This window comes from Vibrio albus (genome assembly GCF_003144035.1).
In the GTDB taxonomy this organism is placed as follows: domain Bacteria; phylum Pseudomonadota; class Gammaproteobacteria; order Enterobacterales; family Vibrionaceae; genus Vibrio; species Vibrio albus.
Map to the genome: position 1 here is coordinate 193,376 of NZ_QFWT01000010.1, position 16,545 is coordinate 209,920.

12 protein-coding genes are annotated in these 16,545 nt (G+C 45.1%); 4 read left to right on the top strand and 8 right to left on the bottom strand.

Annotated elements, in window-relative coordinates; all coding sequences use genetic code 11:
- Positions 1-18: 18 nt before the first annotated feature.
- From DI392_RS16850 to dmeF, 3 genes are all read right to left on the bottom strand, one after another.
- Positions 19-390: a hypothetical protein gene (locus DI392_RS16850; protein ID WP_146194543.1), complete on the bottom strand. Its 372-nt coding sequence runs from the start codon at positions 388-390 to the stop codon at positions 19-21.
- Positions 391-512: 122 nt separating this feature from the next.
- Positions 513-929: a MarR family winged helix-turn-helix transcriptional regulator gene (locus DI392_RS16855; protein ID WP_109320859.1), complete on the bottom strand. Its 417-nt coding sequence runs from the start codon at positions 927-929 to the stop codon at positions 513-515.
- A complete protein-coding gene (gene dmeF / locus DI392_RS16860; RefSeq protein WP_109320860.1) occupies positions 926-1,837 on the bottom strand; it encodes a CDF family Co(II)/Ni(II) efflux transporter DmeF in 912 nt (303 codons plus the stop codon). Before dmeF ends, DI392_RS16855 begins: the two co-directional genes overlap by 4 nt.
- A 202-nt stretch (positions 1,838-2,039) precedes the next feature.
- Between dmeF and DI392_RS16865 the strand changes: the two genes are divergently transcribed.
- Complete coding sequence (locus tag DI392_RS16865; RefSeq protein WP_109320861.1) at positions 2,040-3,983, top strand: LTA synthase family protein; 1,944 nt, start codon at positions 2,040-2,042, stop codon at positions 3,981-3,983.
- A gap of 74 nt (positions 3,984-4,057) precedes the next feature.
- On the opposite strand, the gene DI392_RS16870 is transcribed toward DI392_RS16865, so the two are convergent.
- A complete protein-coding gene (locus DI392_RS16870) occupies positions 4,058-4,540 on the bottom strand; it encodes a GreA/GreB family elongation factor (RefSeq protein ID WP_109320862.1) in 483 nt (160 codons plus the stop codon).
- A gap of 78 nt (positions 4,541-4,618) precedes the next feature.
- Between DI392_RS16870 and DI392_RS16875 the strand changes: the two genes are divergently transcribed.
- Positions 4,619-6,529: a RecQ family ATP-dependent DNA helicase gene (locus tag DI392_RS16875; RefSeq protein WP_109320863.1), complete on the top strand. Its 1,911-nt coding sequence runs from the start codon at positions 4,619-4,621 to the stop codon at positions 6,527-6,529.
- A gap of 87 nt (positions 6,530-6,616) precedes the next feature.
- On the opposite strand, the gene DI392_RS16880 is transcribed toward DI392_RS16875, so the two are convergent.
- Entirely contained in the window at positions 6,617-8,464 is a 1,848-nt protein-coding gene (locus DI392_RS16880; RefSeq protein ID WP_109320884.1) for a M3 family metallopeptidase, read from the bottom strand.
- Between the two features lie 268 nt (positions 8,465-8,732).
- Between DI392_RS16880 and DI392_RS16885 the strand changes: the two genes are divergently transcribed.
- The gene (locus tag DI392_RS16885) at positions 8,733-10,358 is read left to right on the top strand and encodes a methyl-accepting chemotaxis protein (RefSeq protein WP_109320864.1); all 1,626 of its coding nucleotides are present in this window, start codon (positions 8,733-8,735) and stop codon (positions 10,356-10,358) included.
- 37 nt (positions 10,359-10,395) lie between these two features.
- Here the strand turns inward: DI392_RS16885 and DI392_RS16890 are convergent, their stop codons facing one another.
- Positions 10,396-11,715, bottom strand: a complete 1,320-nt coding sequence (locus DI392_RS16890) for a ferredoxin reductase family protein (protein WP_109320865.1) — start codon at positions 11,713-11,715, stop codon at positions 10,396-10,398.
- Between the two features lie 309 nt (positions 11,716-12,024).
- Between DI392_RS16890 and DI392_RS16895 the strand changes: the two genes are divergently transcribed.
- Positions 12,025-14,061 (top strand): methyl-accepting chemotaxis protein, encoded by a 2,037-nt coding sequence (locus DI392_RS16895; protein ID WP_109320866.1) that lies wholly within the window; start codon positions 12,025-12,027, stop codon positions 14,059-14,061.
- Positions 14,062-14,176: 115 nt separating this feature from the next.
- Here the strand turns inward: DI392_RS16895 and DI392_RS16900 are convergent, their stop codons facing one another.
- Both DI392_RS16900 and DI392_RS16905 read right to left on the bottom strand, forming a co-directional pair.
- Complete coding sequence (locus tag DI392_RS16900) at positions 14,177-15,808, bottom strand: methyl-accepting chemotaxis protein (RefSeq protein WP_181388454.1); 1,632 nt, start codon at positions 15,806-15,808, stop codon at positions 14,177-14,179.
- 460 nt (positions 15,809-16,268) lie between these two features.
- A partial coding sequence (locus tag DI392_RS16905; RefSeq protein WP_219930917.1) for a transposase occupies positions 16,269-16,545 on the bottom strand: 277 nt, incomplete at its 5' end.

The following is a 16,545-nucleotide window of genomic DNA, read 5'->3' on the forward strand; positions in this document are numbered from 1 at the left end:
CGAAGGCCCGAAGAGGAGTCAGATTATTGGGGGGCGATATAGCGTGTTCACCACAGAATTGGCGTGCTCCACCGTATCTTGGGGAATAGGAACTAATTTAAAAGCTTGATGATAAGTAGTGATAACCGGAGAAACCATCGGGTAACCAGCAACACAAGTTACAGGACAACATTGATGATCGGGTACCAAGCTGTCGGAATTACAGCATTCGTCTTCCGAAGCCATACTGTTTTGTTGAAAAGAGCCGCACCCTGTATCGCTATTGTCAGAAACAGCGGTTATGGCCACATCACCAGCTAACACTTGTATGGGCATAAGAGTGGCACTGGACGACACGCCAGACAGCAAAAGCACCATCAGCGTCAACCCTGTTACCCAAATTGTGCGCATTCTGTTGTGCATCACAAACTCTTATTCATAATAATAATCCTATTAAATAACTATCTATTACTGAAAACTGTCTGTCAAGTATCGTGTTTATTAGAATATACCCTAACCTTCAGACAAACTATTCAAAATTCACGATTCATTTTCTCAAGGCTTTCAAGCAACACCGTTTGCTGCTCGGCACTGATATTGCGGGTAAGATCTGCAACTAAATCCAGGTGCAACTGATTATGTTGCTGGTGAATGACCTGCCCTTCGTCCGTCAGGGCAACAACGATCGCACGTCGGTCAGACGGATGCGGACAACGCTCAATCAATCCGGCTTTAACCAGCTTTTCTATCTGAACCGTCAGAGTGCCGGTGGTAATACCCAGCTTTTCTGCCAATTCTTTCATCCTCAGCGAGCCGTGTGAGCCCAGCACCTCTATCGTGTGGATCTGAGCCAGAGAGTAATCCGTTTCCCGGACTACCGATTGTTCCCATGACGACATTTTGTCATAAAATTCTGTCAGTTCCTGATTCAGTTTATGGATGTTTTTCATGCTTCCCCCGGATGAATTTCAAGAGTAAGGTGATGAATTTTATCAAACTTCTCCAGCATCTGTTTATATTCATCAACCGATTTGCCACTGTTTGACTCAATGATCATCGCTGCCGAGTAATGGTGCCCGCTGATTTTCCAGATATGCATATCTTTCACCGTTGCTTCCGGAGCCAGTGCCTCTGCAACGGATTCCCGGTACGCCTGATCAATATTCTCATCCAGCAGAATCGGACCGGTCTGTTTCATCAGCCCGATTGTCCATTTGCTGATCACCAATGCGCCAACGATACCCATCAACGCATCCAGCCAGTACCATCCGTAGAATTTACCAAACAGCAGCGCAACGATAGCCAGTACCGACGTCAGTGCATCTGCTAGCACATGCATATAAGCAGCTCTGAGATTGTGGTCATGGTGATGAGTATGGTCGTGGTGATGGTCATTTTCATGTTCATGGGAATGATGATGGTCGTCCAAAAGGAACATGCTGGCTACATTCACCACCAAACCAATGACCGCCACCAATATTGCTTCATTAAAGCGGATTGTCTCAGGATTAAGCAGGCGGTGCACCGACTCAACCACCATCAGCAGAGCTACAATCCCCAAAGCAATTGCACTGGTATACCCGCCAAGCACACTCACTTTACCGGTACCAAAAGAGAACCGGTCACTGTGAGCGTGTTTTTTTGCATACCGGTAGGCAAACAGAGTGATACAAAACGCAGCGGCATGCGTTCCCATATGCCAGCCATCAGCAAGCAGCGCCATGGAACCAAACACGGTGCCGGACACAATCTCCACCACCATGGTAATAAAGGTCAGCACCAGAACATAAACCGTTCTTTTCTCGCCATCGACATTATGAGCCACAAAGTTATGGCTATGCTCTCGGGTAAAATGCATACAACACCATTTTATTTGATTCTCAAATTACTTGATTAAAGATTAGTTTGACAACCAAACATTGTCAATCAGTTTAAATGAGAATTATTGATGTTAAAGACTCTGACCTGTTAATAATTTTCCCTCTTCCTAAGTTTTCCTTAAGTTTCGTTGTTTATTTTTGTGATGCCCTAAACCAAACGGAATAACAAAGGAAATTATTTTGGATAGGATCAGAAAGTTACTTGGTGTTACCTACCCTATCATTGCGAGTAGCCTTGCTGTATTGGCTATATTCACTCTGTCCAGACTGGCACTCAGCCTGTGGATGTACCCCAGATTTCATGGTTTAAGTGACTGGGTTCATGTCTTTGTTAGCGGGTTGCGCGTCGACATAGCCTCAATCTGTTTTCTGTTTATTTTGCCAGCCCTACTCACCACCTTGCTATCGTCTGACACTGTTGTCGGCCGACTCTGGCACATTGTTCTGAGGCTTTGGATCACTGCCGGACTCTGGTTTGCTGTTTATATGGAAGTCGCTACTCCGCCATTCGTTATGGAATACGATTTAAGGCCAAACCGTCTATTTATTGAATATCTGATTTATCCAAAAGAAGTGTTCAGTATGCTGTGGACTGGCTACAAGCTGGAGCTGTTTATCGGCCTGGTTGCCAGTATCTTTGCCGTCCGGTTTGGCTGGAAGTGGTCAAAAAAACTAACGCAGAACCTTTCTTTTCCGAAATGGTACTGGCGGCCGGTTTTAGCCGTGCTGGTTGTTGCCATTGGTTTCTTAGGCGCACGTTCTACCTTAGGTCACCGCCCGTTAAATCCATCCATGGTTGCTTTTTCACCTGACCCGATGCTAAACGATCTGACGTTAAATTCCGCTTATTCTGTGTTGTATGCCGCGAATCAAATGGGGTCAGACGTTAGTGCTTTTAATTATTATCCGAAGATGAAAAAAGAGGAGATCATCAACATTGTCAGAAACTCGATGCAACCGACAACGACATCATTTGATGATCCAAAATCCCCTGCTTCGACTTACCATGAAGCGACTCAAAAAAGTCCATATAAGAATATTGTCATTCTTTTGCTGGAAAGCCACGGAGCAAGATATGTTAAAAGTCTGGGAGGTCTACCGCTTTCACCAAGTATTGATAAGTTGATGGATGAAGGCTGGGGGTTTACCAACATGTATGCGAGCGGAACCCGTTCTGTACGGGGTATAGAGGCAGTCGTGACCGGCTTTACACCCACTCCGGCTCGCTCAGTGGTTAAACTGGCAAAAAGCCAGAACCATTTCTTTACTATCGCAGAACTGCTTAAATCCTATGGCTATCATACTCAGTTCATTTATGGAGGTGAAAGTCACTTCGATAATATGAAAGGCTTTTTCCTGGGTAACGGGTTTGTAGATATGCAGGATTTCCCAACCTTTGATAAGCCTAATTTTGTAGGCTCATGGGGCGCATCCGATGAAGATCTGTATCGTAAAGCCGATCAACAGTTCACCAAACTGCACCAATCGGGACAGCCATTCTTCAGCCTGGTATTTTCTTCATCCAACCATACGCCTTTTGAGTTCCCGGATGGTCGAATCAAGCTTTATAACCAGCCCAAGCAGACCCGTGAAAATGCGGTGAAATACGCTGACTTTGCGTTAGGAGAATTTGTCAAAAAAGCCAAACAGTCCGAGTACTGGAAAGACACCATATTTGTAGCTATCGCCGATCACGATTCACGCTCTAAGGGCGTGCTGCCGGTACCGATTGACCACTTCCACATTCCTGCCGTCATATTTGGCGGCCCGGTTAGACACCGACAGGATAACAGGCTGATCAGTCAGATTGATATTCCGCCGACGCTTCTTTCTCTGGCGGGGATCAGTTCATCCGATCCTATGATTGGTTTTGACCTGACTAAACCCGTTCCGAAATCACTGCAACGAGCCATTATGCAACGAGGGGAAAACTTCGGCTGGATGAACGCAGATAATGATGTCGTGGTAATACGTCCGGAACAGGGTATTTCGACTTATCACTATAATGAGGATGAAAATACGCTAACCGATGCTAAAGTGCCGGAAGGTATTGTGCGTAAGGCGAATGCCAATGCGTTGTGGGGAAGTTTGGCGTTTAAAGAAAATTACTATCGAACTCAATAGAGTTTACCGATGTTAGGGTGAGCGTTATGTGCTCACCCTTTTTATATTCACGGCTATTTATTACTGAGTCCGGCTTAAATGATTACATCAACCTCGTAGCAGACCGCCTTTGAGCCAATCGAAAAGCCGATCTCATCACCGATTTGTTTACCCAGCATGGCCTTACCTAGTGGCGCTTTTGGCGTCACAATAGTGATATCTTTAGAGTCGAAAACAAACGTCACACCTCCCGCACAAGGCCCCAGAAAAAAGTACTTTTCCTTGTCATCTTCATCAATCAGCTTTACCAGCGCACCGAGTGAAATTTTCGAGTTTTCCTCAAAATCTTTTATAGGTAGAGCTTGATACTGACGAATATCTTCTTCACACTCCTGAACCCGTACCGCTTGTCCATGAGCCAGATAGGAAGCTTCAAGGGCTAATGTGTCATACTTGTGCTCCGGAACCGTTTCTTCATCGGTTGCGGCATCAACCGCACGTTGGGTAGCACTTATTGCAACCTTATGAACGATGTATAGCTGTTCTAATATCGCTTGTTTTAATTGGGATTTATCCATCACAGTATGAATATAAACTTTATCAGGGCGTGACAGGATAAATTTGATTGTAGTCAGCGGCAATAGTTAGGATGAAAAATGATTGAACAAACATTAAAACAATACTTTGGATTTGAAACATTACGCGATGGTCAGTCCGACGTTATCCGGCATATTTTGGATGGGCAATCGGCTGCTGCAATTTTCCCGACAGGTTCCGGAAAATCCCTATGCTACCAGCTTCCTGCACTGCAATTACCTCACCTTACTCTGGTTATCTCACCGCTGCTGGCACTGATAAAAGATCAGCTTGAGTTCCTGCACAGTAAAGGCATTCCCGCCGCCAGCATTGATTCTACGCAGGACAGGGAAAGTACACAGAGGATCATGCAGCAGGCAAGAAGCGGTGAACTGAAAATTCTGATGATTTCCGTGGAGCGCCTGAAAAATGAGCGTTTCCGTCAGTTTATCTCCCAGATACCGATTTCTATGCTGGTTGTTGATGAGGCCCACTGCATCTCTGAATGGGGCCACAACTTCCGGCCCGACTACCTAAAACTGCCGGACTACCGAAAACTTCTGAACATACCTCAGGTACTCTTGCTGACCGCGACAGCCACGCCTCAGGTTATCGACGATATGAGCCGTAAATTCGACATAAACAAAGAAAACATTACGGTAACCGGCTTTTATCGCTCCAACTTAACACTGAATGTCATCCCCTGCAGCGAAGACCAAAAATTCAGCAAATTGCAGTCCATCATTCAGGATGCGCCCGAATCGCCCTCTATCGTCTATGTCACTTTACAAAAAACGGCCGAAAACATAGCCGCCAGACTGCAGCAAAATGGCATTCGCGCCACGGCTTATCACGCAGGCTTAAAAAACGAGATCCGAGAATCCATTCAACAGCAATTTATGCAAGGCTCTGCTCCTTGCATTGTAGCGACCATTGCTTTCGGTATGGGGATAGATAAAGCCGACATTCGGAGAGTTATCCACTACGACCTGCCCAAATCCATCGAAAACTATTCGCAGGAAATTGGCCGCGCCGGGAGGGACGGACAACCATCCGACTGCACGATACTGGCCAATACCGATAGCTTAAATGTATTAGAAAATTTTATTTACGGTGATACCCCCGACAGCTCGTCCATTGAGTATGTCGTTGATCAGGTATATGCCAGTACAGGCAGTTGGGAAGTGATGCTGAATCAGCTATCCCGTGACAGTAACATCCGTCAGTTACCACTGAAAACGTTGTTGGTGTATTTAGAACTGCACAATATTATTCAGGCTCAATACAGTTATTTCGCCGATTACCGTTTTAAACTTACCGACAGTGCAGAAACAATTGTTCACCGTTTTCAGGGTGAAAGGCGCGCCTTTGTTGAAGCCATATTCCAGTGTTCACCAAAAGCCCGAACCTGGCACAGCGTCGATTTTGACGCTCTGTGGACGGCTTACAACGCTGACAGAAAACGGGTGATCGCTGCCATAGACTATTTCCATGAACAAGGCTGGATTGAACTGGAAAGCAAGCAAATCACTGACGTATATAAGGTAATCAATACACAGATGCCTAAATCAGAACTGGTGACGAATCTGTATGAGCTGTTTGCACAGAAAGAACACAGTGAAATTACCCGTATTCATACCATGATTGAGTTTTTCCAGAGCAAGCAATGCCTGAGCTATTCATTAGCCAGTTATTTTGCCGACAACCACGCCCCGAAAAACTGTCATCACTGCTCGGTCTGCGCAGGCACGGTGGCTCAACTACCAGGACGAGAGCTCCCGCCTTTGGATTCCCGGCAGATATCGACATGGTTACAGCCATATCTTCAGGCTGGTAAAGCTTCATTGTCGGATAAAGCCCTGAGCCGTTTTCTGTGTGGCATTACCACGCCGTTAAGTACCAAATTAAAAGCCAGCAAAATGGACGGCTTTGGCAAGCTGGAAATGTACCCTTTTGCTGAGGTCAACGAAACAATAAAAGAGATAATATAGATGATGCGGGCCGCATAACCATACTCAGTCATGAATATCGCTATGCGGCCCTTTTCGACTCCGAATCAGCTAGGACACATCCTACGTTTAACAGCCATATTTATCCGCAATATAGCTTTCAAATGACACACACATATCCTCATCAGAAACCGTATTAGTGCTCAGAACGCTGTCACCATCAACAACCTTTATCGTTGCATTCAAGGGCTCAATGTCGGCCCGGCTCCGGGAAGCTAATGCGGCTATTTTCTTCTGCTCTGTATCCCACGCTTCTTCAGCCGACAGGTTACATGCATCAGCAAGGTATTTGGCATTAAAGCCTTCACCCATCAGGCTTTCAATAGACTGGTTGTGAGACACGCTGTTTCCGTTATGCCAATAATGTTTCGCCAGTAACGGACCGATTGCTGGGTTATCGGTCAGAAAGCCGAATTTCTCAGTGAAATACGCACGCGTCTGGTAGACCGCCATATGAGCAAGCAAATAGCCCTGATATGAGCAAGCCGATTCATCAGAAAGAAGGTGTGGAATCGCCATTAACGGGCGAGGACTACAAGCCAGACCCAGAACATCTCTTTCCATATCACGGGCAAGTTGAGTTACCCGCTCCGGTGTCAGCTCATCGTCATTCAGTTGGTAAAGTGCGCGTTCGAAATAAGGCACCACCAGAATGCTTCGTTCACCATAGGCTTTAAATGGCTGACGGTTCTCAATCATGCTTTTAATAATGTCATCCGGAACGGGTTGTCCTTCGGCGTTGACCGCATACTGTTTTAACCAGTCAGCATCCGTTAACAGACTATCGCAGAACATCGATTGTGTTTCCGCATAAGCCATCGACGTTGGCGCAAACTCCTGTGAAAAACAGGGGGCATTCATTTTCACGTTGGCGAAATGAGCGGCATGCCCGCCTTCGTGGAACAGAGTGTTGATTCCGTCATAACCACTGCCTACCTGATCTGGCTTAGCATTACTGGTGAAGTTAACCGTCGCAGCCACCCATTTACCCTGATCATAAAACGCCGGGACGGGCCCATGACAGAACCCGTTTTGATATTTTCCTTTACGATCCAGCAAATCAAGGGTCAGCTCAGCACCGGAATAATCAATGTTCAGACGCCCGAAAGACTCGACCCAGCGGCGTAGCGATTGAGAAAACGGCACATACGGGTCTAACTCCCGCATCACATCCCCGGCAAAGGAAAAGACAAAATTATGCCCTACCAATGCCTGCTCACCTTTGTCTTTCGCCAGCTTTTTCAGGCTGTTTTGGTGACTGGCACGGGTCCGTTGCTCAAAGTCATCTAAAATTGAGAACAGTTCATCGGTCGTCATCTGCTCTGTTTTGACAATAGAGTAATCAAAGAACGACTCATAACCTAAGGAACGCGCGAACTTGTTTCTTAACTTAACCAAATCAAAAAAGCCATTGTGCAGCAACCACTGCTCCAGATCCAACAATGCCAGATGCGCTGACTGACGCACTGCCTCATTATCATTGGTACGAATAACCGAACTCAGTACAGGAAGAGAACCTTCGACTGCGTTGCCCTGTTCATCCATATAAGTCATGACATGGTTTTGTTTCTTTTCAAACAGATCCGCTTCAAACTTAATCAGCTTTTCTTTCAATACCCGAGCTTCGGCGCTTTGAATGGCATGAGCCTGAAACATGGCCAACCAGCCTTTTAGCCCGGTGATTGTCTCTTCTTTCTCTTTGGGATCGGTAATTGATTCTGCTTGTGTAAGAACTTGTTCTATCTCTGAAATTTTATCCGGATCACTTAAAAAGTTGGTCCATTCCGTTTGAGCTTGTGCAGAACCTTCGTGATTGTCACTGGTTCCCATATAGGTTTCCCAGAAAAGGTCCTCTTTTGTTCGATGGATGGAAAGGTAATTCTGGTTAAGTGTGTTCAGGTAGTTCGTCGCGTTCATAAGCACCTGCATATACTGAAATCAATAGATAATTAAGAGGTAACCTTATATTTTTCACTGCGATATCACCAGCATTTCCCGCTTTTGTCTTTTATATCAATAACTATTGATAGCTTGAAAAACAGCTGTAACTAAACTATTTGTTAATTCGTGGCTGTGAAAAACCACCACAGGTAAGACCAGGGCTCTCCCCTATAACAATAAATGATTTACTATAGAAATCAGGAACAAACCTGATACGACGGACAGTTTCCCCTAGGAGAATAAGATGAACAAGCTCAACACCATTCGTTCGAAGTACACCTTCAGTTTTTCACTACTCAGTGTGATTTTTTTAACCGTTGTAGTGGCTTCCTATTATTTGCTGAATTACATAGAAAACAATGCAGGCCGGTATGCCCAAGGTGCCTACCTGATTCAAAATGGCGACCGGGATCTTTATCAATCCTCTTTAGCCCTGTCGACATTAGTGTATGCTCAGGATGTCACTGCTGCGGATAAAGACAAACTTAAAAGTGATGTTCAGTCAAACGCAAAACAAGCTCTGGACAGAATGAACCGCTTCCGTCAAATGGCCCGGAATGAACCGGAAATTGTGACTTATCTGTCTACGTTCCAGCAAAAATACCAGCAATGGGAGCAACACTTTGTCGATGTCCTGACCGCTATTAACGCGAACCAGAACGAACAGGCTAAACGTCTGTTTCTGACACAGACACTAAAATCTTTTGCAGATTTGAGGGCCCTGTATGATGGTGCTGAGGGACTTATACAGAAATATTCTGCGTTAGAGAAAGCAGAAATCAGTGAACGAATAAGTCAGTTTACCCTTTTTGTCGCCACACTTTCTGTCATCGTTCTGGTGATGAGCATTATGCTGGCCTGGCTTGCACCCAAAAACATTTCTAATGCCATTAAAAATGTGACTGCCGATATACACGAAATTAATCAGGGCGATGGTGACCTGACCCGGAGAATCAACAGTACAAAGAAAGATGAAACCGGAGAGTTGAGTAACGAGGTTGACAGCTTTGTTGACAAATTAGGCACGATTATCCGTCAGGTTCGTCTGGGCTGTGACAGCGTTCAACAGGAAATGGAGCGAATTGGTGAAGCCGCATCACAATCTTCCACTCTCAGTGACAATGAGGATGAATCATTAGATCTTGTTGTTACCGCCGTTGAAGAAATGAGCAGTGCAACAAAAGAAGTGGCCCGAAATGCCTCCGAGACAGCCGTTCAGGTTGACTACCTTGCTAAACTTGTAGATGAAGGTGAAATTTCCATTCTGGGTTCAACAGAACGCCTGCATGACCTGACACATGAGGTAAATAATGCGGCTAACGTTATTGCCCGCTTATCTCAGAGTTCAGAGAAAATCACCTCTGTATTGGATGTTATTCTCAATATCTCTGAACAAACGAATCTGTTAGCATTAAATGCCGCCATAGAAGCAGCACGGGCTGGTGAGCAGGGAAGAGGCTTTGCCGTGGTTGCTGACGAAGTCAGAAACTTAGCCAGTAAAACGCTGCTCTCTACTGAAGACATCCGTCAAATGATCACAGACCTTCAGGGAGAAGTTTCCGAAGCGGTACGGTCAATTAACGACAGTGTGACTATAGCCACCAGCACCGAGGAGTTGAATGGCCAGACCAAAGCTCTGCTGGATTCTGTCAAATCTTCCTCTGACCAAATCCAGGGCCTGACGATTCAGACTGCCAGTGCCACGGATCAACAGAGTCAGGTCGCTGAAGAGATCAATTCGAATCTGTCGAAACTATCTGATATGTCAAAACAGATCAAAGATATCTCACACCTTGTGAATCATTCCGTACAGGAAACGCTGGGTAATACCGAAAGCCTGGTGTCACAAATCAATCGCTTCTCTGTTTAATGCATTATCAGGGCTGTTGATTAACAGCCCTGACTAGTCAGCGCATTTTAAATATTTCTCGGTGGAACCGGTTCTTAGGAACCCCCGCTAATGCCAGGTTAGTTTGCAAAACGTTTCCGAATGGTTGTGGCCCGCAGAAGCTAACATCAAACTCTTTACCCTGAACGGCCGCTACAATCTGGTCACTCGTTAATAACTGCCCTTTATCAGCTTCCAATAGGTGCAAGTCAATAAAATCCAGATGAGTAAGTAAATTCATTATTTCCCGATGGAAAAAAGCCTCTTTCTTCGACGTTACACAATAAAACAGGTGCACCTTTTCAAACGTTAAATCCTGTTTATCCGCTTTCCTTTTAAGCCAATATAAACGGGAAATAAACGGAACAATTCCAATACCCGCACCCACCCATACTTGTTCGCTAAATTCGCTGATCTGAAAATAGCCATAACCACCTTCCACGGTTACTCGCTGACCAACTTCAAGCCCGTTTACCAGCTTATGAGTGTAATCACCAAGATTTTTTACGCCGAACTGAATAACCTGGTTTTCATCATCGTAATCCAGGATGGAAAACGGATGTGGTGCTTCACCATCATGAAAATTGAGATAGGCAAACTGACCATCTCTGTAACTCATTTCAGATGTAAGCTTGATAGCAAAGCGTACCGCGCTACTTTGCCCTGCCTGAGTCGAAAACGAATCGACCGATATCACTTCGCCTTTTGTTTTGTTTGACCTGCCAATACTGCCCGACAGTGAAAGCCACGAACACCAGATACCGATAAATGATATAACGGCAATCGCAATATTCATTGGGATTGACCCGGTATTCCAGTCGAGAAGCAGCAACGAGTGAAAAATACCGGCGATAACCAGTAGCCCACCTATTTTATGGGTAAACTTGAATTTCTTGTAGCTGATCGCCTGTACTAAGCTGATAACGCTGAAAACGAGGAAAACATAAAATGCAATTTCCCCTACCTGCTCAGCAATGGAATGCCAGTTAATAGCTTCAACCCCTTCAGGGCGAGGGCCTCTGACCGGGCGCTCAACAATGCCGGCACCCACCAACCATTTACCACTCTGAATCACTAACCAGTGCGCAATCAGAGAAACAGTTGCACCAATACCCAGGTTCTTATGCAGCTTGTAGCCCTTATCCAACCCTCTCACTTTTTCTTCAACCCAGCGGAAACGGGCAGCAAGGAGAACCGCGAAGCACATAAAACCAAGGCCCAAAAGACCGGTATACATCGTTAACTGGTGACGCCAGGCAAAAAAGTTATCTAAGCTGCTCCAGTTCATCAACAGGCTTGGCAGCCAAAGTAGTGTCAGAATAGCGGTGAATTTAAGCATTTTGGTACGCTCAGCCGTAATAGAAAAATAGTGATGAATATGGTACTGCTGCGAGGGAATACATAAACCTGCTTTACTTAGATTTAATTATCTTTACGTTTACTTACATTTATAAGGAAAAGGTTAGCTCTTATCTTTGCCCGGATGAAGCCTGTATAACGTTTAATATTTTGAAACACTCTTTTCTTAATTGAGCACTTCATTATTAATACACATCAAAGTTTGCGACACACATCTCACCTAATTTACCGCTCCGTTTTCGAAAAAGAAAACGCATAAAAATGAACCTATTCATACATTGGACAAACCATGATTCGTTATTACAAAAACCAGAGTGTTGGTTTTCAATTAGGGTCAGTGATGGCAATATGCCTGCTGATCTCGTTTTGCAGTATAGCTGCTTTAGTCTACAGAAATGCCGATCAGGTACTGTTGGATGCAACCTTAAAAGAGCAACAGTCCAAAGTTGACGCATTAGCAAAAACCATTGCTGGCCAGTTCGATGCCTACCTGGAGCTTACTAAAATCCTTGAAGCGACTTTTCAGCATGGCTATCTCAAAGGGATACGCATTGAAGAAGATGTTGTTCACTACCGAGGCTATCAGGTTCGTAACATTAGCCTCAATGGTGAAAGCCTGGTGGGCAATAACACTACTGTTGACACGTTCACCCAAGACACCAATGCCATTGCAACCGTTTTCTCCCCTGCAGGTAACGAGTGGGTGCGGGTTAGCACTTCTTTGGAAAACTCACAAGGCCAGCGTGTTTTAGGAACTACGCTGGGTAATACACACCCGGGCTATCGTAAACTTATGAGTGGTGAACCCTATTACGCGCAAGTTGATCTATTTGGCGAACGCTATATTACTTATTACTCGCCAATAAAAAATGACCGCAACAAGGTTGTCGCCATTACGTTTATTGGTTTCCCGGTTGACGATATCACCCGTGATATTTTTAAATCCTTACAATCAGTCCCTTGGGGAGATACGGGTTATACCTTTATCGTGGAGAATGACAAGGATCATCTTGGCCACTATCTGCTGCACCCTAAATGGAATAAAGATGACCCATCGATCATCAACGTCTCAGATCATTCGGGCAACAAACCTTTCCATGTTTTGTTTGAAAACAGCAGTGGCGTATTCCTGTATCCCTGGGAATATAAAGGAACGGTCGGACAAAAATACGTTGTCTATGCCGATGTTCCCGGATGGAACTGGAAACTTCTGGGCGGAACTTTTATTGATGAAGTCACTAAAGAAAGCAATGAACTGTTAAAGCTAATCGCTATGATCTCTTTATTAGTCGGGACAGTCACCTTTATCATAATGACGTTTATTGTGTTACGCACAACAAAACCACTCACCCGGCTCACCGGATATATGGACCGATTAGGTCGCGGTGAAATCAGCTTATCCATTGAGACGGGCGCTCCACAGTCTGGAAACGAGATAACCAAACTCAATAACAGCGTCGCCGGCATGGCCAAAAAGTTAAGCCAGTTGGTGAATAACATCCGAAGTAACAGTGATCAGGTTAACCGGCAATCAGCCAATGTACTCAATGATGCGACACTCAACCTGTCGCATTCAGACGAACAATTAGAGAAAGTTGAGCACATTGTAACAGCAATTGAAGAGATGGCCTCCTCCGCACAGTCCGTTGCCCAGCAAGTTGAAACGATCGCAGAGAACGTACGCCACGCAGACAGCGATACCCAAAATGGGTTGTCCATGATTGAAAATATCGGCACTGATGTCACACGGCTTAATGACCAGTTAGATCAGTCAGCGAAAGCGATTGAACAGGTCAAGACAGACAGTATGGACATCCACACGGTGACTAAAATGATTGATGATATTGCCGAACAAACAAACTTGCTGGCTCTGAATGCCGCAATAGAAGCCGCACGCGCCGGAGAACACGGACGCGGTTTCTCTGTTGTTGCCGATGAAGTCAGAACTCTGGCACACCGTACTCAGCTCTCAGTAAAAGATGTTGTCTCTATTATTGATAACCTAAAAGCATCGACAGACAACGCTGTATCGCTGATGCACAACAGTCAGCAACAGGCTCTCAGCGTTTTAGATAAAGCCCGGGAAGGCGGCACTACCCTTGAATCTATTGCACATCAGGTACGGGATATCAGCAGCCAGACGGAAGCCATCGCAGCGACATCAGAAGAACAAGCTCAGGTATCGCATGAGGTGGCAGCCAGTACTTCCGACATCAGCACATTAAATAATCAAAGCCGCAGCACCAGCGCCCAAACATCGCAGAGCGCGGATACGCTTTCTCAGTTAGCTCAAGACCTAAAACAACAGGTGGATTTTTTCCACTGATTCAGGTTGATACTATTCAATCTCCATCCACCACCGTTCTTTGAGAACGGTGGTTATATTCCTAAATATTTTCCTCTATTTACTAAGGCTGACCGTTAACCGCCCGATTTCAGCATTACACTTTAAACTCTGACACCTGTTCATTTAATTTTTCGCTCACCTGAGTTAATGAATGGGAAATCTGATCACTTTCCACTAATCGTGACACCATCTCACTGCTGTTGTAAGCGATCTTCTGAATATTCTGATTAATTTCTTCGCTAACAGCTGATTGTTCTTCCGCCGCCGCCGCAATCTCCGAATTCATCATATTCGTCTTTTCGATTGACTGACGTATCATATCGATTGATTCGGAGACGGCGGTTGCACTATCGATAGTGTGTTGACTGCGAACCTGGCTCTGCTCCATTGACTGAACCGCTTTCCGAGCCCCTCCCTGCAGGCGCTCGATCATGGCGTGGATCTCCCCGGTGCTTTGCTGCGTGCGCCCGGCCAGAGAGCGCACCTCATCTGCAACCACCGCAAAGCCTCTTCCCTGTTCACCGGCCCGGGCCGCTTCAATGGCGGCATTCAGAGCCAACAAGTTGGTTTGCTCAGCGATCTCCCTAATCACATCTAAAACAGAAGCGATATTTGCCACATCAGAGTCCAGCAGGTGAATAACCTCGCCTGCCTGCTCTATTTCCTGCGACAACTCGTTTATCGATGTTAACGCCGTTGATATATTCACACTCACAACGTTCGTTCCTTCCGTTGCCTGGTGGCTAAACTGTGCCGCTTCATTCGCGTGCTCACTGACATTCCGGCTGCTCGTCTGCATCTGGGCAACTGCGGTTGCAATTAACTCTGACTCTTTCTGCTGAGCCTGACTGAACGTTGTCGCAAGTTCGGTTGCTGATTTCACACTGCTGGCCCCCTGCTTTACATTGTCTGACGATTCAATCACCCCACCCACTGTCTGCTGTATTTTTGAAACAAACAGGTTAAATGACTCCGCCAGTGAGCCAATCTCATCTTTGCTTGCAACGTTCAGCCGGCGTGATAAATCCCCTTCCCCTTTAGCAATATCACCCATTGCCCGATCGATATTAACAATCGGACGAATGACAAAGGTTCGGGTGATCCTAAGCGAAAACACGACTGTCACCAGAATGATCAGGTAAGAAAATATCAATACTTTCTCACTGGCTTTGACTGATGTTGCCACTTCTTCTTTTAGGATGGCTTGTTCTTGGGTAATCTGATTATGGACTAATTTTAGCTTTTTACGAACTTGTTTAAATTTATTTTCTAATTTTTCTGAGTTATTTTGATAATATTCAGAGGCACTTTCAGGGTCTTTGACAATAGGCTCATAAAGCTGAATAAGTTCTTCAGACTCTCTAATCAGAGCTTCTAATTCAAAACGTTTGTTCTCTGGCAATAGGTTATGTTCATAAAGGACTGCAGTTTTCTGTAACCGAGGAATAGCCTTGTATGCATCATCCTTAAATTGACCAATATGATATGTACGCTCTTTATCAGTCTCAGCCCGGACAATTCCATCAACAGCAACAATAGCCTGATAGAAATCCCGGTATGCATCTTCTAAACTATCATTTGCTGGCTGCACAAGTTGATAAAGGTTCATAGTGGCGTTAGCTTGTTTCTGACTCTGTATATAAGAAACAGCTGCACTAATAACAATACTGATCGGTATCAGTGCTAAAGAAAGCAGTATTTTTTTTGAAATGGAAAACTGAAACATCATTATACCTATGTAGTTACAAGTGATTAATGCATAGAGTAACTTTGATTAAACTTAGTAGACAGATTTGAAGTGCGACTAAAAGAGGTACTATTTAATGCTGATAAATTTAAAGTGAGTCACTTTTGACTCATTGTGTATTAAACACATAGAATTAAGTCGCCAGTTGCCAGTTGCCAAACAGCGATATCGGCAGGAGAACGCTATATGGTCTTTTTATTCTGAATCAATTAATTGAAGCAGCACGGGAGACAACAGATCAATCCCCATGAGCATAGATGTACTAAGTGCTTGAAAATAGGGTCACCCATTAGCCAGCCGGGGTCAATAGGGGCGCAAAAAACTCTACCGAAATTTTTCGGCAATGTTTGGTTTCCACCCAAACACATAATTCGCGCCCTGATTTTCTATGTACGATGCAGCAGTATCATCCGCACCAGTCACCCATCTGGCTCTAGGCCTAATGGCCCCAAATGCTTACGCATTCCACAAAATCTTCGGTTCCACAAAGCTGTCCAATAAAAGTCACAGTGTCTATGGCTCGGATTGCCACTATCCCGTTTCTCTTTTGCCGTTTTCGCTCATAGAAAGCTTTGATTCGAGCGTCATATCGAACGGCAAAATGTGCCGCTTCCGAAAACGCCCAGGACAAATATTTGTTGCCAGCTTTTTTGTTGCCTTCACCTTTCTTCTTGCCGTTACTTTCTCTGGTACTGGCAACACACCGACAGTACGAG